21 protein-coding genes are annotated in these 22,941 nt (G+C 35.5%); 6 read left to right on the top strand and 15 right to left on the bottom strand.

Annotated elements, in window-relative coordinates; translation table 11 throughout:
* Positions 1–26: 26 nt before the first annotated feature.
* Together ACFVR1_RS01140 and ACFVR1_RS01135 are read right to left on the bottom strand one after the other, a co-directional pair.
* Complete coding sequence (locus ACFVR1_RS01140) at positions 27–821, bottom strand: inositol monophosphatase family protein (protein ID WP_387579264.1); 795 nt, start codon at positions 819–821, stop codon at positions 27–29.
* A gap of 104 nt (positions 822–925) precedes the next feature.
* Positions 926–1,123, bottom strand: a complete 198-nt coding sequence (locus tag ACFVR1_RS01135) for a hypothetical protein (protein WP_387579261.1) — start codon at positions 1,121–1,123, stop codon at positions 926–928.
* Between the two features lie 159 nt (positions 1,124–1,282).
* On the opposite strand from ACFVR1_RS01135, the gene ACFVR1_RS01130 reads away from it, so the two are divergent.
* A complete protein-coding gene (locus ACFVR1_RS01130; protein WP_387579258.1) occupies positions 1,283–1,912 on the top strand; it encodes a YktB family protein in 630 nt (209 codons plus the stop codon).
* Between the two features lie 49 nt (positions 1,913–1,961).
* Here ACFVR1_RS01130 and ACFVR1_RS01125 read toward each other — a convergent pair whose 3' ends face one another.
* Both ACFVR1_RS01125 and ACFVR1_RS01120 read right to left on the bottom strand, forming a co-directional pair.
* On the bottom strand, positions 1,962–2,231 hold the full coding sequence (locus tag ACFVR1_RS01125; RefSeq protein WP_387579256.1) for a UPF0223 family protein: 270 nt from the start codon (positions 2,229–2,231) through the stop codon (positions 1,962–1,964).
* A 12-nt stretch (positions 2,232–2,243) separates the two neighbouring features.
* Positions 2,244–3,203, bottom strand: coding sequence for an NAD(P)H-dependent flavin oxidoreductase (locus tag ACFVR1_RS01120; protein WP_387579253.1), 960 nt, complete (start codon positions 3,201–3,203; stop codon positions 2,244–2,246).
* 260 nt (positions 3,204–3,463) lie between these two features.
* Between ACFVR1_RS01120 and ACFVR1_RS01115 the strand changes: the two genes are divergently transcribed.
* Complete coding sequence (locus ACFVR1_RS01115; RefSeq protein WP_387579251.1) at positions 3,464–4,933, top strand: aminotransferase class I/II-fold pyridoxal phosphate-dependent enzyme; 1,470 nt, start codon at positions 3,464–3,466, stop codon at positions 4,931–4,933.
* Positions 4,934–4,982: 49 nt separating this feature from the next.
* Here the strand turns inward: ACFVR1_RS01115 and ACFVR1_RS01110 are convergent, their stop codons facing one another.
* The 4 genes from ACFVR1_RS01110 to ACFVR1_RS01095 all read right to left on the bottom strand — a co-directional run bounded on the left by ACFVR1_RS01110 (position 4,983) and on the right by ACFVR1_RS01095 (position 10,953).
* Complete coding sequence (locus ACFVR1_RS01110) at positions 4,983–5,657, bottom strand: LrgB family protein (RefSeq protein ID WP_387579249.1); 675 nt, start codon at positions 5,655–5,657, stop codon at positions 4,983–4,985.
* Positions 5,657–6,031: a CidA/LrgA family protein gene (locus ACFVR1_RS01105; protein WP_387579246.1), complete on the bottom strand. Its 375-nt coding sequence runs from the start codon at positions 6,029–6,031 to the stop codon at positions 5,657–5,659. The genes ACFVR1_RS01110 and ACFVR1_RS01105 overlap by 1 nt, the downstream gene beginning before the upstream one ends.
* Before the next feature lie 968 nt (positions 6,032–6,999).
* Complete coding sequence (locus tag ACFVR1_RS01100) at positions 7,000–7,830, bottom strand: polysaccharide deacetylase family protein (RefSeq protein ID WP_387579244.1); 831 nt, start codon at positions 7,828–7,830, stop codon at positions 7,000–7,002.
* 75 nt (positions 7,831–7,905) lie between these two features.
* Positions 7,906–10,953 carry an efflux RND transporter permease subunit gene (locus ACFVR1_RS01095; protein WP_387579241.1) on the bottom strand — a complete coding sequence of 1,016 codons (3,048 nt, stop codon included), beginning with the start codon at positions 10,951–10,953 and terminating at the stop codon, positions 7,906–7,908.
* A 105-nt stretch (positions 10,954–11,058) separates the two neighbouring features.
* On the opposite strand from ACFVR1_RS01095, the gene ACFVR1_RS01090 reads away from it, so the two are divergent.
* Positions 11,059–11,685, top strand: coding sequence for a TetR/AcrR family transcriptional regulator (locus tag ACFVR1_RS01090; protein WP_387579238.1), 627 nt, complete (start codon positions 11,059–11,061; stop codon positions 11,683–11,685).
* 40 nt (positions 11,686–11,725) lie between these two features.
* Here the strand turns inward: ACFVR1_RS01090 and lpdA are convergent, their stop codons facing one another.
* The 5 genes from lpdA to ACFVR1_RS01065 form a co-directional block, all read right to left on the bottom strand.
* Positions 11,726–13,138, bottom strand: a complete 1,413-nt coding sequence (lpdA, locus tag ACFVR1_RS01085) for a dihydrolipoyl dehydrogenase (protein WP_387579236.1) — start codon at positions 13,136–13,138, stop codon at positions 11,726–11,728.
* A 3-nt stretch (positions 13,139–13,141) separates the two neighbouring features.
* A complete protein-coding gene (locus ACFVR1_RS01080; protein ID WP_387579234.1) occupies positions 13,142–14,494 on the bottom strand; it encodes a dihydrolipoamide acetyltransferase family protein in 1,353 nt (450 codons plus the stop codon).
* A 33-nt stretch (positions 14,495–14,527) separates the two neighbouring features.
* Positions 14,528–15,505 (bottom strand): alpha-ketoacid dehydrogenase subunit beta, encoded by a 978-nt coding sequence (locus ACFVR1_RS01075; protein WP_387579232.1) that lies wholly within the window; start codon positions 15,503–15,505, stop codon positions 14,528–14,530.
* A 3-nt stretch (positions 15,506–15,508) separates the two neighbouring features.
* Positions 15,509–16,621, bottom strand: a complete 1,113-nt coding sequence (pdhA, locus tag ACFVR1_RS01070; RefSeq protein WP_387579230.1) for a pyruvate dehydrogenase (acetyl-transferring) E1 component subunit alpha — start codon at positions 16,619–16,621, stop codon at positions 15,509–15,511.
* 742 nt (positions 16,622–17,363) lie between these two features.
* Complete coding sequence (locus tag ACFVR1_RS01065) at positions 17,364–17,999, bottom strand: YkyA family protein (RefSeq protein ID WP_387579938.1); 636 nt, start codon at positions 17,997–17,999, stop codon at positions 17,364–17,366.
* A 142-nt stretch (positions 18,000–18,141) separates the two neighbouring features.
* On the opposite strand from ACFVR1_RS01065, the gene def reads away from it, so the two are divergent.
* Positions 18,142–18,699 carry a peptide deformylase gene (gene def, locus ACFVR1_RS01060; RefSeq protein ID WP_387579227.1) on the top strand — a complete coding sequence of 186 codons (558 nt, stop codon included), beginning with the start codon at positions 18,142–18,144 and terminating at the stop codon, positions 18,697–18,699.
* 283 nt (positions 18,700–18,982) lie between these two features.
* On the opposite strand, the gene ACFVR1_RS01055 is transcribed toward def, so the two are convergent.
* Both ACFVR1_RS01055 and ACFVR1_RS01050 read right to left on the bottom strand, forming a co-directional pair.
* Positions 18,983–19,921: a carbohydrate kinase family protein gene (locus ACFVR1_RS01055; RefSeq protein WP_387579225.1), complete on the bottom strand. Its 939-nt coding sequence runs from the start codon at positions 19,919–19,921 to the stop codon at positions 18,983–18,985.
* 19 nt (positions 19,922–19,940) lie between these two features.
* The gene (locus tag ACFVR1_RS01050; protein WP_387579223.1) at positions 19,941–20,714 is read right to left on the bottom strand and encodes a Cof-type HAD-IIB family hydrolase; all 774 of its coding nucleotides are present in this window, start codon (positions 20,712–20,714) and stop codon (positions 19,941–19,943) included.
* 281 nt (positions 20,715–20,995) lie between these two features.
* Between ACFVR1_RS01050 and ACFVR1_RS01045 the strand changes: the two genes are divergently transcribed.
* Together ACFVR1_RS01045 and rnjA are read left to right on the top strand one after the other, a co-directional pair.
* Positions 20,996–21,205, top strand: coding sequence for a DNA-dependent RNA polymerase subunit epsilon (locus tag ACFVR1_RS01045; RefSeq protein ID WP_387579221.1), 210 nt, complete (start codon positions 20,996–20,998; stop codon positions 21,203–21,205).
* A gap of 3 nt (positions 21,206–21,208) precedes the next feature.
* Positions 21,209–22,876, top strand: a complete 1,668-nt coding sequence (gene rnjA / locus ACFVR1_RS01040) for a ribonuclease J1 (RefSeq protein WP_387579218.1) — start codon at positions 21,209–21,211, stop codon at positions 22,874–22,876.
* The last annotated feature ends 65 nt before the right edge of the window (positions 22,877–22,941 follow it).

Genomic DNA, 22,941 nt, shown 5'->3' with positions numbered 1-22,941 from the left:
TCGGCAAATATTTTTTGCCGACCTTTTTATTGTTTCAGGCGAATGTAATTGGTTACTAATTCCTTATGCAAACCCGGTTTAGAAATTATAAAAGTATTTTGTTCTAATAAATTTATTGGTTCATTTGCAAGATTTGTCACAATTGCCCCTACTTCTTTAGCAATCACCATTCCTCCTGCAATATCCCAAGGTGATAAACGCATCGACATATAGGCATCTAATTTACCAGTCACCACATACGATATCTCTAAAGCTGCAGAACCATATGATCTCGTACCTCTAACTTTTTGTAAAAGCTTAATCATTCCTTCATGTTCAATGTGCTTATTTGGAACTACCCAACTTGCATTAATACCAATAATAGATTGTTCTATGTTTGCTTTTTTAACAGCAGGGATTCGTACATCATTAAAATATGCTCCCTCATCCATGGCGGCAGATATTAATTCATCTTCCATAACATTATAAATGTAACCAAGTACTCCAATACCATCTTTATAAATACCTAGTGAGATTGCAAAATTCTTTTTTTGATGGATGAAATTCATTGTTCCATCAATTGGATCAAGTATCCATATATATCCCTCTAAATCATGTAAGTCATCCCCAAATCCTTCTTCCCCCAAAATACGATGGTTTGGAAAATCTCGTTTAATATGATGAATAAAAAATTGTTCCGTTTCTTTATCGATATTTGTTACTAAATCATTTGCTTCTGATTTCGTTTCAATTAAAAGATCCGTCGTAAAAGAGGATTTTATTCTTCCTGCGGCTACTTTAATTAATGATTTTGCATACTTATCCAATCTATGTACGTTCACTATACCCATCCTTTCTTCCCATTGACTTCTAAGTATAAAGAAAAAAACACCGGCTGTCTTTCAATTTAGCAGGTGTTTTTTAAGTGATATTCATTAATAACCGTTCAGTCAAGTGCATTTAGTTCTCTCAATAAATAATGAATTTCTTTTAGTCTTACCTTAGTAGCATGTATTTCTTTTTCATTTTTACTATTAATAGCATCAAAAAGTGTTGCCAATTCATAATCCAGCTCTAATTTCAATGTATTAATCTTTTCTTTTTCCATGTCATTTTTACGAATAATATGAACAACCTGTCTCATCACTACACCCCTTTGCTTTTTATCATAATATTCAAAAATTTTATAATGATTTACGCTTTCTAGAAATTAATAAACATTTATTAACCAAAAAATCTACTTACATGATTTTTACCCATAATTACTATAAAATAAACATGCAAAGGGAAAGGAGTTTATAAAATGAGTAAAACTTTTTGGGAAGACAAAGATTTTAACGTATTCCAAATTGATGGATTAGAAAATAGAATGGAAGCGTTAATCAAAAATATACGACCAAAATTTGACGAACTAGGAAAGAAGTATAGTTTATACTTTTCTGGCGCTCTAGGGGATGAATATTTTGCACATGTTGCAAAACACGCTAGGCGATCTGTAAATCCTCCTAAAGATAGCTGGGTAGCATTTGCTCCATATAAAAGAGGCTATAAAGCATTACCTCATTTTCAAATTGGTTTATGGGGGAGTCATTTATTTATTATCGTAGCTGTTATTTATGAAGCTCCTGATAAAGTCGCCATTGCCGAAAGACTATTAAAGAAAAAGTCATTGTTAACAAAACTTCCAGATGAATTTATTATTTCTGGTGATCATATGAAGCAAGATGCAATTCCTTTGAAGGGCGCCAAAAAAACTGATATTAACCAGATATTAACTAGGCTGCGTGATATAAAAAAAGGAGAATTTCTTGTGGGTAGACATATAACTAGAGACGAAGCAGTAAAACTCTCTGAAGAGGAATTTTTACTTCTAGCGGAAGAGACCTTTGAACAGTTATTACCAATTTATAAAACCATGATTAATATTAAGTAAAAGAATGCCTCCAATAACTTGCTTAATAAACAGCTATTGGAGGTATTTTTCAGCCTCTAATTAAAACTCCATCCTCATTTTCTTTCATTTTTTTTATAATTGGATAACTTGCATAGCCGCTTTCTTTTTCAAAATCTCGAAAATAAGTTTTTTCCTCGGCAATTGATGGAACGATTTCTTTAAAACGGCGATACTTTTTCAATAGTTCTTCTCGTTTAACACCTTTTTCATACGCATTTTCAATTGCCTCAAAAAACTGCACGACATCTACTATTTCATCTGTCGACCAGTCTAGGGAAAATGGATAAGTATATTCCATTTATGTAGCCTCCTATAATTTCCATTTTTTTCGTATCTCTGTTGCCTCATTTACCATTCGCATAATTAATTCTTCAACAGTAGGTATATCTTTTATCAAACCTATCGCTTGACCTGCCCATCCAAATCCCTTTTCTGAATTACCTTCATAAATAAATTGCTTATTTGCCTTACCACTAATGTAGTCCTTTAAAGCATCATATGTCGAATTCTCTTTTTCAATACTTAGAATCATTTCTGTCCAACTATTTTTAATAGCTCTCGCAGGGGCACCTATTGAACGTTTAATGACAACAGTATCCATTTCTCCACTTTCTATTATTGCATTTTTATATGCATTAGATGCATGCACACATTCTTTTGTCGCGATGAAACGTGTGCCCATTTCAATTCCCTCTGCTCCTAGTGCGTGAGCAGCCATCCAACCTCTGCCATCCGCAATACCTCCCGAAGCTATTACAGGTATAGATACCGCATCAACCACTTGAGGAATCAACACCATTGTGCCAATGTCATCCCTCCCTAAATGTCCTCCTCCTTCCTGCCCTACAACCATTACAGCATCAGCACCTAGTTGTTCAGCTTTTTGAGCTTGACGTTTTGCCGCTACTAATACAAGTTTTTTAATAGTTGTATTTTCAAGTTTCTTTAAAATTGGAGATGGGTTTCCTCCTGTCATCGTAATAACTGGGACATTCTCATCTATTGCAACCTGCAACATATGCTCATAAGGTCTTCCCATTTGTCCTACAGCAAAATTTACACCAAACGGTTTATTCGTTAATTCTCTAACCTTATTTATTTCATTTCTTAGTTCTTCGGGTGTTGTTAAGCTCATTGCTGTCACTTGACCCAGTCCTCCTGCATTCGAAACAGCTGCACATAGTTCGGAATAAGCTAAATAAGCAAGCCCACCTTGGATAATTGGAAATTCAATTCCTAACAAATCTGATATCCTCGTATGAAATGTCACATTAATCCCCCCATTGTCCTTAAGTTTAAAAGAAATAGCAATCTGATTCAATTAACAAATATTTTTATAGTCACGTAGGTAAGGAAATGCTATAATTCACTTGTTTTAAAAAAAGTGCAAGGGGCCTTTTAGGCACAACAAGCAAATGATGGTTTAAAAATTTATATCTTCTGTCACCCATGCTTTTGTTCGTGATGAGCTTGCACGGAAGCAATTTGCAATGAATAGTTTAGAAAATAATATTAGAGGTGGTATGAACGTTGTCACAATTAGAAACTCCTTTGTTCGATGCATTACTAAAGCATCGTAACCGTCATCCTATCCAGTTTCATATTCCTGGGCATAAAAAAGGGAAAGGGATGGATCCTGCATTTCGAGAGTTTGTTGGAGATAATGTACTTTCCATAGATTTAATCAATATCGCCCCTTTAGATGATTTACACTCCCCTAAAGGTGCCATCAAACAAGCACAACAATTAGCTGCAGAAGCATTTGGTGCAGATCAAACATTTTTTTCTGTTCAAGGTACAAGCGGTGCAATAATGACAATGATCCTTACTATTTGTGGACCTGGCGATAAATTATTAGTCCCACGAAATGTTCATAAATCTATTATGTCAGCAATCGTTTTTGCAGGAGCTATTCCAGTATTTATTCATCCGGAAGTAGATAAAGAGTTAGGTATTTCTCATGGTATTTCAGCGGAATCTGTTGAAAAAGCCTTGGAGGCTCATCCAGATGCTAAAGGGTTACTCGTTATAAACCCAACATATTTTGGCTTTGCTGCTGACTTAAAAAAGATAGTTGATATGGCCCATGAACATGGAATTCCTGTAGTAGTAGATGAGGCACATGGAGTACATATTCATTTCCATCCCTCCTTACCAATTTCTGCAATGTCAGCTGGAGCAGACATGGCTGCTACTTCCGTTCATAAACTTGGCGGATCGATGACACAAAGCTCTGTTTTAAATGTAAAAGAAGGTTTAGTTTCAGCAAAACGTGTTCAGTCAATTATATCTATGCTAACAACAACTTCTACTTCCTACCCATTATTAGCATCATTAGACACTGCAAGACGCCAGTTAGCAATCCATGGGGAGGATTTAATAGGAGATACAATAAGGCTCGCAAAGGATACACGAAAGCGAATTAATGCAATACCACATCTTCGTTGTGTAGGAGAGGAAATTTTAAATTCTTCCGCTACATATGACATGGATCCAACAAAATTATTAATAAGCGTGAAAAATTTAGGGATTACTGGATATGCAGCAGAGTCGTGGTTAAGAGAAAATGCAAATATCGAAGTAGAGCTATCTGATTTATACAATATTCTCTGCTTGTTTACACTAGGAGATACAAAAAAAGAAGCAAACTTACTAGTGAACGCACTTGTAAGAATGGTAACTGCTTTTGAATCCGATGCAGTTATAGTAGAGCCATCAGTTACTTTACCTGATATACCTGGACTAGCGATGTCACCACGTGATGCATTCTATGCCCAAACAGAATCTATTCCTCTTAAAAAAGCGGAAGGACGGATATCTGCTGAGTTTGTGATGGTTTATCCACCTGGAATTCCTATTTTTATTCCCGGGGAAATAATTACCCAAGGAAATATCGATTATATCCAGATGAATATAGAAGCTGGTCTGCCTGTTCAAGGTCCAGAAGATGATACGTTAGAAATGATTCACGTTATTAAAGAGCAACAAGCGATTAAATAATACAATATACAAAAAGAGAGATGAAGTTTAAACTTCAACTCTCTTTTTATTATATAAACATTGCAATTAATGGACATATAAAAGCTCCAATCACTGCACTAATTGTCATTGATACAGAACCCAAGGAAAATGTTTGCTCTCCATATTCAGTTAACTTTGAAACACCAAAACCATGTGAAGCACTTCCGATCGAAACCCCTCTACTAATTGGCGTTTCAATACGAAATATTTTAAAAATTAATGGGCCAAGCAATGCCCCTGTTAAACCCGCTATAATTACGAAAACAGCAGTCAATGCAGGATTACCACCAATCGATTCACTAATTTGCATAGCAACAGGCGTGGTAATGGATTTCGGGAGCAACGAATGAATTAATTTATGTTCCATTCTTAACAGTTTAGCAAATGTTATGATACTTACTAAACCAGAAAACATCGCAACAATAATACTTGTTAAAATGGTAAGCTTATATTTTTTTATAAGACCCCTTTGCATATATAATGGATATGCAAGGCTTACAACAGCCGGACCTAGCATGGTGTCAATCCATTTTGCACCACTCATATAGGAATCATAAGAAAAAGAAAAAATGCTTAATAATATTATGATCAGAATTGTGGTTGTTAATATCGGTAATAAAAAAGGTGTTGTAAAGCGAACATTTATTTTTCTCATTAGAAAATAAATGAAAATAGTCCCCAAAATCATTCCAATAGCAATCATTATTCTTCCACCTTTGAGCCTTCTTTATTTTCTAAATATTGACATATCCTTCCCGAAACTACAATTGTAAATATCGTACTGACCATTACTGCAATTAGTACTAAAAATCCATGAACAGACAATAGCTCTGGATAATTCATAACTCCAACCGTTGCGGGAACGAAAAATAACGCCAATATACTAAGTAAAAAACCTGCTCCTTCTTTTATGAAAGAAACTGGTATTAATTTGAAATATAAAGAAATAAACAATAAAATTAAGCCTACTATACTTCCTGGAAATTTAATATGTAATGAATGCACAATGAGTGTGCCTATAAGTGAAAATATAAATAATATACCAACTTGAATAATTACTCTTATATATCGCTTCATACAAATTACTTTAAAAGGAATCCCCTTAAAGCCAAACCTCCTACTCACTTTGAATATGCACTATTTTACTCCTATTATTTCTCGAGGTCTATTGTTATTCCTAGAAAAACAGGGCAAGAAGACTCCAGGTCCTTTTAAAAAGAGCCACTTGGAAATGACGTTGCTTTCCGCTGCGGCGGACGCTTTCGCGGGCATGGCTACAGTCACCTAGGCCAACAGGATGTTGGTCATGAAGGCGTTGCCTCAGGGAAGAGGCGCCTTTAGTCTTCCTTCCCTATCCTGCGTTCCTGCGAGGCCTTCCGCTCATGCACCTGCCGCTCCGCTTTGCGTGCAGAAAACATCTGCTATTCCCGCAGAAGTCGCCGCCTGTGTTCCTATCAACTAGTATGTATGGGACGATTGATTCTTGCTTAGTAAGATAGATGACATTTAAATTCTATGAACATTAGTTAGGGAACTACATTTTATCCGGACGCACAAAATTTCACTAAGCAATAGCAACTCTTATCCACAACGTTTATAGGATGGCATGCACTATTAGACTATTTCTATCCTCTTCGCAATAGCTGGGCTAAATCCTCTTTTAGCTACTACTCACTTAATGCATAGTAGTGAAAGGTGGCGACTACAGTCGGAGGCCAACAGGATGTTGGTCACGAAGGCGTTGCCACACGATGTGGCGCTCTTAGCCTTTGTCCCTCTGTGAGACAGATGAGCCATCACAAACGACGCGAATGCGACGGTGATGGTTCATCGCTCACCCCGCGGAACGCGTCCACCTGAAACGGAAATCCACGGTATTATTTAATTCTTTTAAGTACTATGAACACTGGTTTCACAGGACGAAAATCCATTTGCACGTTGGATTGGAGCGGAAAGCGTTCGCCTGCAACGGATATAAACTTGTTCTTTGCTTAAAAAAAATACATTTACGTGAAATAATATTCACGCAAATGTATTACCCCTTACTATTCTATTCCCTTAATCGTATGCGGATCGATAAAATCATATCCTTTTTCGCGAAAACCTTCTACCATTCCTCTTAGGGCTTCAGAAGTCCACTTTCTATCATGCATTAATAAATTTGCACCGTTCGTCAAGTACTCAGTATTTAACATAATATCTGTTAATTTAGCAGAATCCATATATTGTTTTTCCCAATCATAGCCGTATGTCCAGTTCATAAGAAGCATTCCTTCACTTTGAACAAGTGCTCTACTGAAATCCGTATTTACACCAAATGGAGCACGGAAGAATTTAGGTTTTTCCCCAATAATGGCTTCCACAGTTTCGTTCACTTTTAGGATTTCTTCCCTTTGTTTGTCCTCAGTGCTATTTTTTAAATTCGCGTGTGTTTGTGTATGATTTCCTATAAGAAATCCCATATCATGAATAGCTTTTAAATCGGATTTTCCTTTTTCCGAATCGAGAAAATGGCCATTTACAAAAAATATAGCAGGTACATTTAATTCTTTTAAAGTCGTTGCCATTTCTACTGCATATTTATCTGGAGCATCATCAATCGTGAAAAGTATGACCTTTGGACTTGCATCACCGATAGGTTTAAAAGTCCAATTTGCTGGGTTTAATTCGTAGAGGACTTCTTGCTTCTCCTCTTCTACAGGTTGTTCTACATTTTCACCTGGTGTTTCCTCAATAGGTTCTACTGATGCCACTCCAGATGATTCTTTACTTTCTTTATCAACTTTCGTTTTTTCTTGATCCACTGTACATGCTGATAGGACAAGCACTAATGCTACAAATACAAACCATTTTATAAGTTTCAATTTAATCACCATTCCTTTCCATCCTAATTCTACCATTAAAAAAAGATAGCTGTGTAGAGTATATCCACACAGCCATTTTCAGTATCTTTAGTTATTTGAACCTTTTTTTCTTCTAAATTTTGCAAAAAACTCATATACCATTGGTACGAAAATTAATGTTAATAAAGTAGAACTTGTTAAACCACCGATAACCGTAACTCCTAAACCTTTCGAAATTAGACCGCTACCTTCTGCTCCAATGGCAAGTGGTATTAAAGCACCAATCGTAGCAAGTGCAGTCATTAAGATTGGTCGAAGTCGAGTTGCACCAGCTTCTAAAATGGCTTCACGCGTTGGAAGTCCTTCTTTTTCTTTATGGATTACTCGGTCAATTAAAACAATAGCGTTTGTTACCACAATACCAATCAGCATTAGCAATCCTAGCATCGAAGACACACTTAATGTTTCACCAGCAATTGCTAAACCTACTAGAGCTCCAATCGCAGTGAATGGTAAAGAGAACAGGATAGCAAACGGTGCAAGCCCTCCACCAAATGTAATCACTAGTATTAAATACACAATTGCAATTGCAGCAAGCATTGCTAATCCTAATTGTGTAAATGCTTGTGTAATATCTTCCGTAACACCAGCAGTTTTGATTTCTACTCCTGCAGGTACATCTAATTTATCAATTTTAGCTTGAATATCTTTCGTAGTTTTAGCTACATCTTTGGCAGTTAAAGTACCAGAAGCACTAGCAAAGATTTTTCCTTCTCGACGACTAACTGTGTCTGAACTTTTTCCTTTTTGAATTGTTACTAATTCAGAAATAGGAACTTCTAGCCCAACTGGAGTTGCAATAGTTTGTTTTAGTAAGTCATCTACGGAAGATGGTTTTTCCTTCTGCTGATCGATATACACATCCACGGTCTGATCATCTTTTGTAATAGTTGTTAACACTTCACGTGGGACGTTTGGGTTTAACTTCATACCAATTTGTGCTGTTGTTAAACCATATTGTGTCAATTTTTCTTTATCAACAACAAATGTATATTCTTTATATGATTTTGATAAGCTTGTATCGACATCTTTTAAATCCTTATCATCCTCTAATATAGTTGCAATTTTTTCTACTACTGGTTCAATATCTTTTTTGTTATTTCCATAAATGTAGTAACTTACTTTGTTACTTGAACCACTTGTAGAGAATTCTTGTGATTTCCATTCACCTTTCACATCAAATGCTTGAATATCTTTCAATGCATCTTCTTTAACTTTGGAAAATTCCGCAGTATCTGAATCGAATGTAACATACATTAAAGCGCTATTAGAAGCACCTGGAGACATTGGATTTGCTCCACCGATAGATACTTGAACAATATCCACTTTGTCTTTCTTCAAGAAATAGTTTTCTACTTCTTCCACACTAGCATTTACATCCTTAGTAGTTTCACCAGCGTCAGGTGTATATGTTACATACATCATTTTTTGTTCTTCATCAGGCAAGAAGCTTACTCCCACAACTGGAATTAAAAACAAACTTGCTGCTAAAACAATAACAGCTGAAATGGACGTAATTGCTTTATGATTTAATGCACTATTCAATATTTTTTTATAACCTGTTGCAAGTTTTCCTTGTGTTTCTTTATGTGCTCCTACCCCTTTTTCCATATTCTTTCTGAATAAAGTGTGGGATAGCATTGGAACTATTGTAACTGCAACTAAAAGAGATGCAAGTAGGGCAAATACCATCGTTAATGCAAATGGTAAAAATAGCTCTCCTACCATGCCACTTACTAAGCCAAGTGGTAAGAATACAGCAATCGTTACTAAAGTGGATGACATAATCGGAATAAACATTTCTTTTGTCGCTTCACGAATTAAATCTCTACCTTTTAGTTTTTCGCTTGGTAAACTCATTCGACGATAGATATTCTCCACTACAACAATCGAATCATCAATTACCCGAGCGATCGCGACCGTCATCGCACCTAAAGTCATCATATTTAATGTAATATCCATTTGGTTCAATAATATAAACGCAATTAATATGGATAATGGAATTGAAATAATCGATATGATTGTTGACTTAAAGTTACGTAAAAATAATAAAATAACTAAGACTGCAAATAGTGCTCCAAACAACGCCTTATTGATCATCGTATCAACAGAAGCTTCAATTGGCTCTCCTTGGTCTAATGTTACCTTAATATCTATGCCATCAAAATCTTTGTTTAACTCAGGGATCATATCTTTTACAGCATTTACTACTTCTACGGTATTTGCATCTTGTGCTTTCACAATTTGAATAGCAATCGCTTCTTGACCATTTGTACGTGAAATAGATTCCGCTTTACCAATAAAGTTAATTTTAGCGATTTCCTTTAATGTAACTGAACTCATTCCAGTAGGACTTGCTACAGGAATTTTAATATTTTCCAAGTCTTCTAATGTGGTAACTTTCCCGTCTACTACAACTGATTGTTCTTCATCATCAAATTGAAATAATCCTAAAGGCATTGTTACATTAGTTCCTTGTACAATCATTTTAACCGTAGATTCATTTAGTCCTAATTGAGCCAGTTTCTCTTGGTCAAAAACTAAACTTACTTCTTCTACTTGTTGTCCTGAAACCGCTACGGAAGACACGCCTTCAATACCTTTTAGTTTAGGAACAATTATTTTTTCTACATCGTTTGTTAACGAATCTAAATCTTTTTGTTTATTTGAAACACTTAATGCGATAACTGGGAATGCATTTATGCTAATTCTTGCAACCGAAGGATCTTTCACATTATCTGGTTTCTTTATCTTGTCTAATGCGTCTTTTACTTCGGTTTCCGCTTCCTTCATGTCAACTCCATATGTATACTCAATTTGAAGTGAAGAGGCATTTTGAAAAGAAGTTGAACTAACCGTTTTCACACCTGCTAGATTACTAACTGCTTTTTCAAACGGTTCGGATACGTCCTGTGCAACTTGTTCAGGTGTAGCACCAGGGTAAACAGTTGTTACAGTAATTACTGGTATTGTAATATCTGGAATTGTTTCAAGTTTCATTCGAGTACCTGCATAAATACCTGCAACAGTTATTATTAATGTTAAAAGCCATACTGCTAATTTATTCTTCATTACGAAGTTAATTATGGAATTCATTATTCTCCCCCATGTTTGTTTATTTTGACCAGTCAGTCACATTACTTTATAATAGTAAATGACCAGTCAGTCATTCGTCAACTTTTTAGAAAGCAGGGTGTTCATTTGCCAGATAAAAAATTATTAATAATTGAAAAAGCAGTTGAACTATTCGCAAAAAATGGCTTTGAAACAACTTCTGTTCAAGAAATTACGGAAGCTTGCGGCATTTCCAAAGGAGCATTTTATTTATATTTCAAATCAAAAGAAAGTTTACTTTTCTGCATATTTGAATTATTTATTGACAGAGTTTCTAAAAAAATTACGAGCGTATTTGATATGGATAGTTCACCAAAAGAGAAACTTAAACTATTTTTATGTATTCAATTTGAAGAAATAGATCAATATTCCGACTTTATATTAATGCTTTTGAGAGAACAAACAAAACCTGATGACAGAGAGTTATTCATATTAATGAAAGAAATGGATAAACAACTAAATGATGCTTTAAAAGCTTTGTTAGTAGAGGCATATGGTTCAACAATACAAAGTCATGTTCCTGATATGACTGTAATTATTAAAGGAATCATTAAGGGGTATGTTGAATTAATTATTATGTATAATAAAAAATTTGATTTTAAAAAGTTAGCAACTTTTCTACTAGCTAGAATTGATTCTTTAGCAGCTGGCCTAACGACTCCCTACTTAGAAGAGGAATTTTTAGTGAATATAGAAAACAAAAAAACTACTTGAAGATGAAAATCCCATCTATCAAGTAGTTTTTCTTATAATTTTATTTTGAAAGAATATGGATTGGATGACCCATAACAACTTCTGCAGCTTCCATTGCAATTTCTCCAAGTGTTGGATGTGCGTGAATTGTCATTGCAATATCTTCCACTGTCATACCAGCTTCAATTGCTAAACCAAGTTCAGCAATCATATCTGAAGCTCCTTGACCTACAATTTGTGCCCCAAGAAGTAATCCATCTTCTTTGCGAGAAACTAGTTTAACGAAACCATCACCAGCATTTAGTGCAAGTGCGCGACCATTTGCACCAAATGGGAACTTCCCAGCTGCAACGTCATATCCTTGCTCTTTTGCTTGAGCTTCATTTAAACCAACTGTAGCCATTTCTGGATCTGTAAAGCAAACTGCTGGGATTGCTAAATAATCCACAACAGAAGATTGACCAGCAATTGCTTCTGCAGCAACTTTACCTTCATATGATGCTTTATGAGCAAGTTGAGGACCTGCTACAATATCACCGATTGCATAAATATTATTTATGCTTGTACGGCATTGTTTATCTACTTCTAATAATCCGCGTTCAGCAAATTTGATACCTAGCTCTTCTAGACCCATTTCGTCAGTGTTAGGTCGACGTCCAACAGTAACTAATACATAATCAGCTTCAACTTTTTTCTCTTCTCCGCCAACTTCATATGTTACTACTACGCCAGTTTCAGTTTCTTCTACACCTTTAGCAGAAGCTTTAACCGCGATTTCAACGCCTTTTTTCTTCAAGCCTTTTTTAACGATAGTAGTCATTTGTTTCTCGAAACCAGCTAAAATGTCATCGCCGCCTTCAATAATTGTTACATTAGATCCTAGGTTAGCAAATGCAGAACCTAGTTCTGTACCAATATAACCTCCACCGATTACAACAAGGTTTCCTGGAATTTCAGGTAAGCTTAAAGCACCCGTTGAGTTAAGTACACGTTTAGTGTATTTAAACGTTGGAATTTCTACTGGACGAGATCCAGTTGCTATAATTGCATTTTTAAATGTATATGTTTGAGCAGATTTTTCATCCATTACACGAACAGTGTTAGCATCAACAAAATATGCTTCACCCATGACTACATCGATTTTGTTTCCTTTTAAGAGACCAGAAACACCGCTAGTTAATTTTTTTACAACGCTATCCTTGAAAGCTTGAGCTTTTGAAAAGTCAATTTTCACATCAGTAGCTGTAATACCCATGTCATCTGCATGTTTCGCTTGTTCAAAACGATGTCCAACAGATATTAACGCTTTAGATGGTATACAACCAACGTTTAAACAAACGCCACCGATATGTTCTTTTTCTACAACTACTACTTTTTGTCCAGTTTGTGCAGCACGAATTGCAGCTACATATCCCCCGGGACCTGAACCAATAACTAAAGTATCTGTTTCAATCGGGAAATCTCCTACTACCATTTTTTACGCCTCCATTAATAATAATTCTGGACTGCTTAGCAAACGTTTAATATGGTTCAACGCATGTTGAGCAGTCGCACCGTCGATCATACGATGATCAAAGCTCAAAGATAATGCTAACACAGGAGCGGCTACAATTTCACCATTTTTTATTACAGGTTTTTCTGAAATTCTACCAATCCCAAGAATTGCAACCTCTGGATGGTTAATAACTGGTGTAAACCATTGGCCACCAGCAGACCCGATATTCGTAATAGAGCATGATGCGCCTTTCATTTCAGAAGGTGATAATTTTCCATCACGTGCTTTACCTGCAAGTGTGTTAATTTCATCTGAAATAGCAAATACTGATTTTCGGTCCGCGTGTTTAATAACAGGAACTAATAATCCCTTGTCCGTATCTGCAGCGATTCCAATATTGAAATAATGCTTTTGAATAACTTCACTTGTTGCATCATCATATGATGTGTTCAATTGAGGGAATTCACGTAATGTACTAACTAATGCTTTTACTACATATGGTAAGTACGTTAATTTAATATTTTTCTCAGCAGCAATGTCTTTGAACTTTTTGCGATGGACAACTAGTTCTGTTACATCTACTTCGTCCATTAATGTTACATGAGGAGCAGTGTGTTTAGAATGAACCATTGCCTTTGCAATTGCTTTACGAATACCAGAAATCTTTTCTCGCGTTTCTGGGAATTCACCTTCTAATGAAATTGGTGCAGAAGCTTTTTCTTCAATCTTCGTTTCTTTCGGTGCTTCTTCCGTTTTTGTTTCGATTGCAACTTCAGCAGGCTTTTGATCACCTGATAAGAAAGCTTCGATATCTTCTTTTAGAATACGACCATTTTTCCCAGTACCAGAAACTTCAGCGATGTTTACTTCGTTATCACGTGCAAATTTACGTACTGATGGCATAGCGATTATGCGTTTGCTACCTTTCGCTACTTCTTTTGGCTGTTCATTTGATAATTCTTTCTTCTCAGGAGCTTTTGTTGCTTCTTTATCAATCGCTTGACCTGCTTCTGCTGTAGATTGAACTTGTGCTTCAGTTTTTTCAGTTGCAGCATTAGACTCGTTGTCATGTCCTTTAAAATGTAAATCTTCATATCCAGGAGCATCTAATCTTATTAGCACGTCTCCAACTACTGCTACTGTACCTTCGCTTACTAAAACTTCCGTAACTTTCCCTTTAACAGGGGATGGAATTTCAACGACTGCTTTATCGTTTTGGACTTCGCATAAAATATCATCTTCTGCAACTTCGTCTCCTGCTTTCACAAACCATTTAACGATTTCGCCTTCATGTATACCTTCTCCGATATCCGGTAATCGAAATTCAAATGCCATAGTATTCACCCTTTCTATTTAAAAATTGTGTTATTAAAATGTTAATACTTTTTTAGCTGTTTCTACTATATCCTTAACTCCAGGTAACCAAACTGTTTCTGCTTGAGAGAATGGGAATACAGTATCTGGAGCAGCAACGCGTAATACTGGCGCTTCTAAACTTAAAATAGCTCTGTCTGTTATTTCTGCAACTACATTTGCAGCGATACCAGCTTGTTTTTGTGCTTCTTGAACAACCATAGCGCGACCTGTTTTTTCAACTGATGCAATAATTGTTTCAATATCAAGTGGTTGAATTGTACGTAGGTCCACAACTTCTACAGAGTGACCTTCTTTTTCTAACTCTTCAGCAGCTTTTAAGCTTTCATGAACCATTGCACCATAAGAAATGATGGTTAAATCAGTTCCTTCACGTTTTACATCTGCTTTACCAAGTGGAATTGTATATTCTTCTTCCGGAACCTCGCCACGGAATGAACGATATAATTTCATATGCTCCAAGTAAATAACTGGATCATTGTCACGGATAGCTGAGATCAATAAACCTTTTGCATCATAAGGTGTAGAAGGAATAACGACTTTTACTCCAGGAGTTGATGTCATTAATAATTCTAAGCTGTCTGCATGCATTTCAGGTGTATGTACTCCGCCTCCAAAAGGTGAACGAATCGTAACAGGGGCATTAAATGCTCCTCCTGTACGGAAACGCATACGAGCAAGTTGACCACTAATAGAGTCCATTACTTCAAAAACGAAACCAAAGAATTGAATTTCAGGAACTGGACGGAATCCTTGAAGAGATAGACCTACTGCTAACCCACCAATTCCTGATTCAGCTAGAGGAGTGTCAAATACTCGATCTTCTCCAAATTCTTTTTGCAATCCTTCTGTCGCACGGAATACTCCTCCGTTAACGCCTACGTCTTCACCGAAGACTAGAACGTTTTCATCATTTTTAAGCTCTGTACGTAGTGCTTCCGTAATTGCTTGAATCATCGTCAATTGTGCCATCGGTTACTTCGACTCCTTCTCTGTGTAATAAGCTAATTGCTCATCTAAGTTATATGGATTTTCCTCATACATGATATTAATCAAATCTGTTACTTTTTGTTTTGGTGCGCCATCTGCTTTTTTGATAGCTTCTTTAATTTCTTCTTTTGCTTTCTCAATAACTTCTGCTTCTTTTTCTTCGTTCCATAAACCTTTACCTTCTAAGAAAGTACGGAAACGAACAAGTGGATCTCTTTTTTCCCACGCAGAGTCTGTTTCAGAAGTACGATATCTAGTTGGGTCATCACCAGCCATCGTATGTGGGCCATAACGGTAACATACAGTTTCGATTAATGTTGGCCCTTCACCTCTAAGCGCACGCTCTCTTGCATCTTTTGTTGCAGCATAAACTGCTAATGGATCCATACCATCTACAACGACACTTGGAATACCTGCAGAAATACCTTTTTGAGCAATTGTTTTCGCAGCTGTTTGTAATTCACGAGGTGTAGAAATAGCATATTGGTTGTTTTGAACGATAAACACCGCAGGTACTCGGTAAGCTCCAGCAAAGTTAATTCCCTCATAGAAATCACCTTGTGAAGATCCACCGTCTCCTGTATATGTAATTGTAATCGCTTTCTTACCACGTTTCTGCATTCCAAGAGCTACACCAGCAGCTTGGATGAATTGTGCACCAATAATAATTTGAGGTGGGAAAACATTCACACCTTCAGGAATTTGGTTCCCCATGAAATGTCCTCTTGAAAACAAAAATGCTTGCCATAATGGTAAACCGTGCCATACGATTTGAGGAACATCACGATAACCTGGTAGGATAAAGTCTTCTTTTTCAAGTGCAAATTGAGATGCTAACTGAGAAGCTTCTTGCCCAGCTGTTGGAGCATAGAATCCTAAACGTCCTTGACGGTTTAATGAGATAGAACGTTGATCTAGAATTCGCGTATAAACCATACGACTCATTAATTCTACTAATTCTTCATCTGATAAATTAGGGTTTGCTTCTTCGTTTACAATTGTCCCTTCTTCGTTTAAAATCTGGAACATTTCAAACTTTTCTTCAATTTCTTGAAGCGTTTTCTGTGGATCTAACTGCGGTGACTTTTTTGCAGCCATAATAGCAACTCTCCTTTTCTTCTGTATTAAAATTTCTTATTACAATAAGTAATACAACAATATTTCATTTCTAGTATACTCAAGTTTAAAACTTCGGTCAATCATCTAAAACGAACGATTCCTTTTGAAAGAAAATTGAAAATCTTCATCGCTGTACTAGTGCATATTTTTGTCTGTATTATATCAGACTATCAATCTGATATAATACAGACAACACAAATACTGGTTACTCAGACTGTAAACAACCTCTGAAAAAATAGTCAGGAAGACAAAGCGAATCTGGAAAAAAGATGTTTGCTTTCCGCGTACGTATCATCGAGACTCCCTTACAATTCATGCTTAAGTGCACAGAAAAATAATAAATTTGATTTTTGATGTAACTATTCTATGAAATTTTTCTACTAAAATAGGATTTTGCTTTTGCGCAAGCTTGTGCTGGAGCATGAGACCAGTGGGATTAGAGAGACAAAAGAGACCCCACACAAATACCTTCATATTGTTTAATTATGTATTCTATACCCGTTTTTCAACGTAAGGTGCTTTTTATTTACCTTATTCTTTAGCTCAGTTCCAAGCGAAGGAGGAGACTTGTCGCTAGTCCGTTCTTCCACTTGAATCAGGTATCTTTTTCCTCTAGTTTCTAATCAAGGAGTGCTCTCTTATAAAAAGCAAAAGGGTTTCGAGAATTTTGACATTCACGAAACCTTTTTCCTCAAGCTAACCTTACTTTAGTCTGCTTTCGTTATTTATCTTCTTCAAATGAAGCAAAAACTTTCTCTTTTACTTGGTTTAATTGTGTAGTAAGCTCGTTGAATTTTTCTACAGCTTTTTGGACAACTTCATTCTGTTCATTAACCTCTGCAACTTTATCTTGAATCGTCTTAACTTCCGAGTCTTCTTCTATTAACATGTTATATAACTCATCTTGTAAATTAGCAAGATTATTATATTGTTCTGTTAATGCATCGTAGGCTGCATATCTATTTTTCAATGCTTCTTCCATTTTTTTAAGATTATCCTTTTCCGAATCATCTTTTGTATTGGAAATAAGTGTATCAATATCTACCATTTTTTCAGATGCTTTTTTTATAGATGCAGATTCTTTTTTCACTAGTTCTAAACGCTTTTCCAATAAATTTGCATTTTCTTCTACCTGTTTTGTCAACTTCTCTTTTTGATCTTTTGTTAGCTCCATCATACTTTGAAAATTTGCTTGTTCCTTTTTTTCAGTTTCGCTAAGTTCTAATTGCACATCTCTATAATCCGACTCTGAATTATAAATTTCAGTTAAAATGTTGGATAACTTTTCTTCCGTATTTTCTCTGAAAGAACAAGCTGATAACAATAAAACTAAGCTCACCGTTACAATATATTTCATTTTTTTCACAAAACACCCTCCCATATTTATTTCACTATAATTGTTCTAGCTTCTAAATTCAACTGACTAATTGGCTCTTTTTGTTTAGTTAATGATCATTTTTCGATATAATAGAAATATGAACTTTGAAAGGACGATCCATATGATATTAATGAAAGATATTGTGAGAGATGGTCATCCGTCTCTTCGTAAAAAAACAACAGAAATGAATTTTCCATTATCGGAAGAAGATCAAAAACTAGCATCTGATTTATTAGAGTATGTAATTAATAGTCAAAACGACGAGATGGTAGAAAAATACAATTTAAGACCAGGTATAGGCATTGCAGCTCCTCAAGTCAATGCTGAAAAAAGAATGTTTGCATTACATTTAACAGATGAAGAAGATAACATAGTAAGCTTTGTTGCAATTAACCCAAAAATTATTAGCCATTCTGTAGAAAAAACTTATATTACTGCTGGTGAGGGTTGTCTATCTGTAGATGAAGTTATTGAAGGTTATGTTCCAAGATATTCACGTATCACTGCTACTGGATTTTTGTCTGACGGAACACCATTTAAAAAACGTTTAAAGGGACTAACTGCAATAGCTTTCCAACATGAGTTAGATCATTTAAATGGCATAATGTTTTATGACCATATTAATAAAATCAATCCGTATGCAGAAATACCAGACGCAGTAGCATATGACCGATCTTAATAAGAACAACGCAAGCGTCCTTTAAGTGCATTTTGTCTTTACTATTTCCAAGGTGCTTTGGACGAAACACTGACTACACTATTACCGTAGTATTTTAGCTCGTGAAGTGATTGCATCACTTCACGAGCTATTTTTTTCGGTAATCTTGTGCCGGATGTTTGTCCGTCACCTTCCCGCGGAACGCGTCCACCTGAAACGTAAATCCGCGCTATTATTATGTTCCTAATAAGCAAAGCATCTTAAAACGCGCTCATTTATCACTGTAAATGAGCACGTTTTCTTATTAATTATTCAAATCCTCTATTCGAGGCATTGCTGACAACGCTCCAAACTTTGTTGCACAAATGGCACCAAGTTTATTACCAAATGAAATATAGTCTACCCACTCATCTTTGGTTTTTGGTTTACCTTTCAAATGAATCTGATTAAGTATACCTGCCATAAATGCATCCCCAGCTCCTGTCGTATCAACAGGTTCTACTTTTTTTACTGGGACATGTGTCATTTCATTATTTATTACCGCATAAGTTCCTTCTTCACCTACAGTTATAAGTACAACTGGAATTTGATACATTTGTATATGTTCAATTCCTGCTTCCAAGGTTTCCGTTTTAGTTAGAAAGAATAGTTCTTCTTCTGTTAATTTTAATAAATCTACTTGTGAAAAAAATGAAATAATTGTTTCTCTACAAATTTCTTCGCTTTTCCATCTTAACGGTCGAATATTTGCATCAAAAGACAACAATCCATTCAAATCCTTAATTTTAGCTACTATCTGTTTGGTAGTATTAAGTGCTATTGGGTGGAATAAAGTGCCGGAGCAAAAATGAAAAACAGATGCCTTTTGAAAAGCTTCTTCATCTAATAACGAGAATTCTACTTGAATATCTGGCGTTTCATCCACATATGAATGAAAAATTCGATCATTATTTTCGGTCAAATGAACATATACACCACTTACCCGTTTTTCGGGATTTATTAATGCATAGGACAGATCTACCCTTTCTGCTTCAAGTTCTTCAGTAACAAACTTCGAAATTGGGTCTTCTCCTGTTATTGTTATAAAAGATGAATTTGCACCAAGTCTGGAAATTCCAGCTACAACATTTACTGTGGCTCCTCCTAAAAACTTGCTAAATTGCTTATTAGTCGAGTCATCTCCGATATAATCCACAAACGCATCTCCGTATATTAATACATGTTTTATTGATGAACTGCTCATGTAAATCTCCTTACTATTATTAAATGAGTTGTAACTGTTTCATTGCGTTAATGAGACCATTTTCCGAAACATGATCTGTAATTAATGTCGCATATTTTTTTAATTCCTCTATGGAATTCCCCATTGCCACACTAGTTCCTACATATTCAAACATTTCTAAATCGTTTAGTCCATCACCAAATGCGATTGCATCCTCAGGTGTTTTATTTAAATAGGATAAAAGAAATTTTATTCCTTTGGCTTTGGACACACCTTTTGGGAGAACATCACATGATACTCGGTGCCAACGGACAAACTTTAAATTTGGAAAAGTTTTTTCATATAGCTTTTGATCATGAAAATCACAAAAAATTAGTGCTTGATGAATATCATTTGATAAAAAAAACTTTTCTTCGGTTCTTGGCATCGAGATTTTCAAAGTGGATAAACTTTCGAAAACGTATTCACTATTCGGTAGATTCGACACAAACTCGAAACTATCCATATAAACTACTGGTTGCTCACGTTTTTTTGCAAAATCAGTTAACCTCTGCAGCTCATTTTTAGCTATCATACCTTTGTGAATAACTTCTCCTTTAAACTGAACGATTTGACCATTATAACAAATGAATGAGTCTATGTTTAATTGATCTAAAACATTTTTTGCGGTGAAAGGAGACCTCCCTGTTGCAATAACTATCTCATGACCATTTTTCTTTGCTTCATTTATCGCTTCACTTACTCCTACAGGTATATTTTTATCTTCGTCTAATATTGTTCCATCAATATCAAAAAATAATATTTTCTTCTCCATAAAAAAACCTCATTTCATATTACTAATTATTTGACTTTTCAGTTTAGATACTTTACATATTTTTCGATCCCATATATAATAGGGTTCAAGGAGTGGGTGGCCATGTTGAAACGCCTGAAAAGGAAATTGTTGAGACGGCTCGGTGGAATACTCAGAAAAAAAACGATTGCCTAAATTTTTATGCCCTTCATATTTTGGAGGGCTTTTCTTTATTTTAAATAAGCGGCATGATAATATAAAGAGAATTGATTTATTTTGAACGTGAAAAAGGAGAGTATAAAATGATTTATAAAGTTTATTATCAAGAAAATGCACTAGAAGTACCAGTTCGCGAAAACACAAAAAGCCTATATGTTGAAGCAGAATCAGAGCGTGAAGTTCGTTCTATTCTAAAAGATCGTAAGTATAATATCGAGTTAATTCAACTTCTTGAAGGTAATCATTTAGAATACGAACAAGCAAGTTTGAATTTTAAAGTCGAGAAGATATAATCTATGAAGTTTGTAAAGAATGATCAAACAGCAGTTTTCGCCCTCGGCGGACTAGGCGAAATCGGCAAAAATACTTATGCTGTTCAATTTCAAGATGAAATTATTTTGATTGATGCTGGGATTAAATTTCCAGAGGATGATTTATTGGGAATCGATTATGTTATCCCAGACTACACTTATTTAGTAAAAAATGTGGATAAAATAAAAGGTCTTTTTATTACACATGGTCATGAGGATCATATTGGTGGAATACCTTATTTATTGAAGCAAATCAATGTACCTGTTTATGGTGGGAAATTAGCTCTTGGCTTACTTCGAAATAAATTAGAAGAACATGGATTACTTCGTCAAACTAAAATGAATGTTATCGAAGAAAATGATGTCATTAAGTTTAGAAAAACAGCAGTTAGTTTTTTTAGAACGACACATAGTATTCCTGACGCGTTCGGAATTGTTGTAAAAACACCACCTGGGAATATAGTACATACAGGTGATTTTAAATTTGATTTTACTCCTGTTGGCGAACCAGCAAACTTGACAAAAATGGCTGAAATCGGAAGTGACGGCGTTTTATGTTTACTTTCAGATAGTACGAATGCAGAAGTTCCGAACTTTACAATGTCAGAGCGTAAAGTTGGAGAGAGTATGGATTCCATCTTTAGAAAAGTAAATGGACGAATTATTTTCGCTACTTTTGCTTCAAATATTCATAGACTTCAACAAGTAACAGATGCAGCTGTACAACATGGCCGGAAAATAGCGGTTTTTGGAAGAAGTATGGACAACGCAATTACAATTGGTCGTGAATTAGGCTATATTACTGCACCTAAAGAAACATTTGTCGATGTTAGTACATTAAATCGTTTGCCTGCTAACGAAGTACTAATTTTATGTACTGGTAGTCAAGGAGAACCTATGGCGGCACTTTCTCGAATTGCAAATGGAACTCATCGCCAAATTCAGATTCAGCCAGGAGATACTGTCGTATTTTCTTCTTCTCCAATCCCTGGTAATAGATCAAGTGTTAATCGTACAATTAACCTCCTTTATCGTGCTGGTGCCGAAGTAATACATGGGTCTCTGAATAATATTCATACATCTGGACACGGTTCTCAAGAAGAACAAAAGCTTATGCTTCGTCTAATGAAACCTAAATTTTTCATGCCGATTCATGGTGAATACCGTATGTTAAAAATTCATACAGAACTTGCTGTAGACTGTGATGTACTTCCGCAAAATACCTTCATTATGGAAAACGGGGATGTTCTTGCATTAAGTGCAAATGAAGCTCATGTAGCTGGCCGGATCCCTTCTGGAGATGTATATATTGATGGAAGTGGTATTGGCGATATAGGCAATATTGTACTTAGAGATCGCCGTATTTTATCAGAAGAAGGTTTAGTCATCGTAGTTGTAAGTGCCGATATGGAAAAGAAAAAAATTGTTTCTGGACCTGATATCATTTCCCGTGGATTTGTGTATATGCGTGAATCAGGTACAATGATTAATGAAGCACAGCAAATGTTAAACAAACATTTACGCTTTACAATTCAAGATAAACCTGCTGAATGGTCAGAGTTAAAAAATGAAATTACTGATGTTTTAAGCCCATATTTATATGAAAAAACAAAAAGACGTCCAATGATTTTACCTATCATAATGGAAGTATAATAGGTAGTAGTAAACCTCAGATTACTATAATCAAAACAATAATGAAAGCCACCAGTCTAACTGGT

Source organism: Psychrobacillus sp. NPDC058041, assembly GCF_042885655.1.
Classification (GTDB): Bacteria; Bacillota; Bacilli; order Bacillales_A; family Planococcaceae; genus Psychrobacillus.
The sequence above is the reverse complement of the archived record's forward strand: the minus strand, read 5'-3'. Positions and strand labels throughout refer to the sequence as shown.

Excerpts from the sequence above, each read along its gene's own strand:
- ACFVR1_RS01135 (WP_387579261.1), bottom strand. The coding sequence starts at position 1,123 with ATGAGACAGGTTGTTCATATTATTCGTAAAAATGACATGGAAAAAGAA.
- ACFVR1_RS01110 (WP_387579249.1), bottom strand. The coding sequence starts at position 5,657 with ATGATTGCTATTGGAATGATTTTGGGGACTATTTTCATTTATTTTCTA.
- rnjA (WP_387579218.1), top strand. The coding sequence starts at position 21,209 with ATGAAGTTTGTAAAGAATGATCAAACAGCAGTTTTCGCCCTCGGCGGA.
- ACFVR1_RS01130 (WP_387579258.1), top strand. The coding sequence starts at position 1,283 with ATGAGTAAAACTTTTTGGGAAGACAAAGATTTTAACGTATTCCAAATT.
- def (WP_387579227.1), top strand. The coding sequence starts at position 18,142 with ATGATATTAATGAAAGATATTGTGAGAGATGGTCATCCGTCTCTTCGT.
- ACFVR1_RS01105 (WP_387579246.1), bottom strand. The coding sequence starts at position 6,031 with ATGAAGCGATATATAAGAGTAATTATTCAAGTTGGTATATTATTTATA.
- ACFVR1_RS01075 (WP_387579232.1), bottom strand. The coding sequence starts at position 15,505 with ATGGCACAATTGACGATGATTCAAGCAATTACGGAAGCACTACGTACA.
- ACFVR1_RS01045 (WP_387579221.1), top strand. The coding sequence starts at position 20,996 with ATGATTTATAAAGTTTATTATCAAGAAAATGCACTAGAAGTACCAGTT.
- lpdA (WP_387579236.1), bottom strand. The coding sequence starts at position 13,138 with ATGGTAGTAGGAGATTTCCCGATTGAAACAGATACTTTAGTTATTGGT.
- pdhA (WP_387579230.1), bottom strand. The coding sequence starts at position 16,621 with ATGGCTGCAAAAAAGTCACCGCAGTTAGATCCACAGAAAACGCTTCAA.
- ACFVR1_RS01050 (WP_387579223.1), bottom strand. The coding sequence starts at position 20,714 with ATGGAGAAGAAAATATTATTTTTTGATATTGATGGAACAATATTAGAC.
- ACFVR1_RS01055 (WP_387579225.1), bottom strand. The coding sequence starts at position 19,921 with ATGAGCAGTTCATCAATAAAACATGTATTAATATACGGAGATGCGTTT.
- ACFVR1_RS01095 (WP_387579241.1), bottom strand. The coding sequence starts at position 10,953 with ATGAATTCCATAATTAACTTCGTAATGAAGAATAAATTAGCAGTATGG.
- ACFVR1_RS01100 (WP_387579244.1), bottom strand. The coding sequence starts at position 7,830 with ATGGTGATTAAATTGAAACTTATAAAATGGTTTGTATTTGTAGCATTA.
- ACFVR1_RS01125 (WP_387579256.1), bottom strand. The coding sequence starts at position 2,231 with ATGGAATATACTTATCCATTTTCCCTAGACTGGTCGACAGATGAAATA.
- ACFVR1_RS01080 (WP_387579234.1), bottom strand. The coding sequence starts at position 14,494 with ATGGCATTTGAATTTCGATTACCGGATATCGGAGAAGGTATACATGAA.
- ACFVR1_RS01065 (WP_387579938.1), bottom strand. The coding sequence starts at position 17,999 with ATGAAATATATTGTAACGGTGAGCTTAGTTTTATTGTTATCAGCTTGT.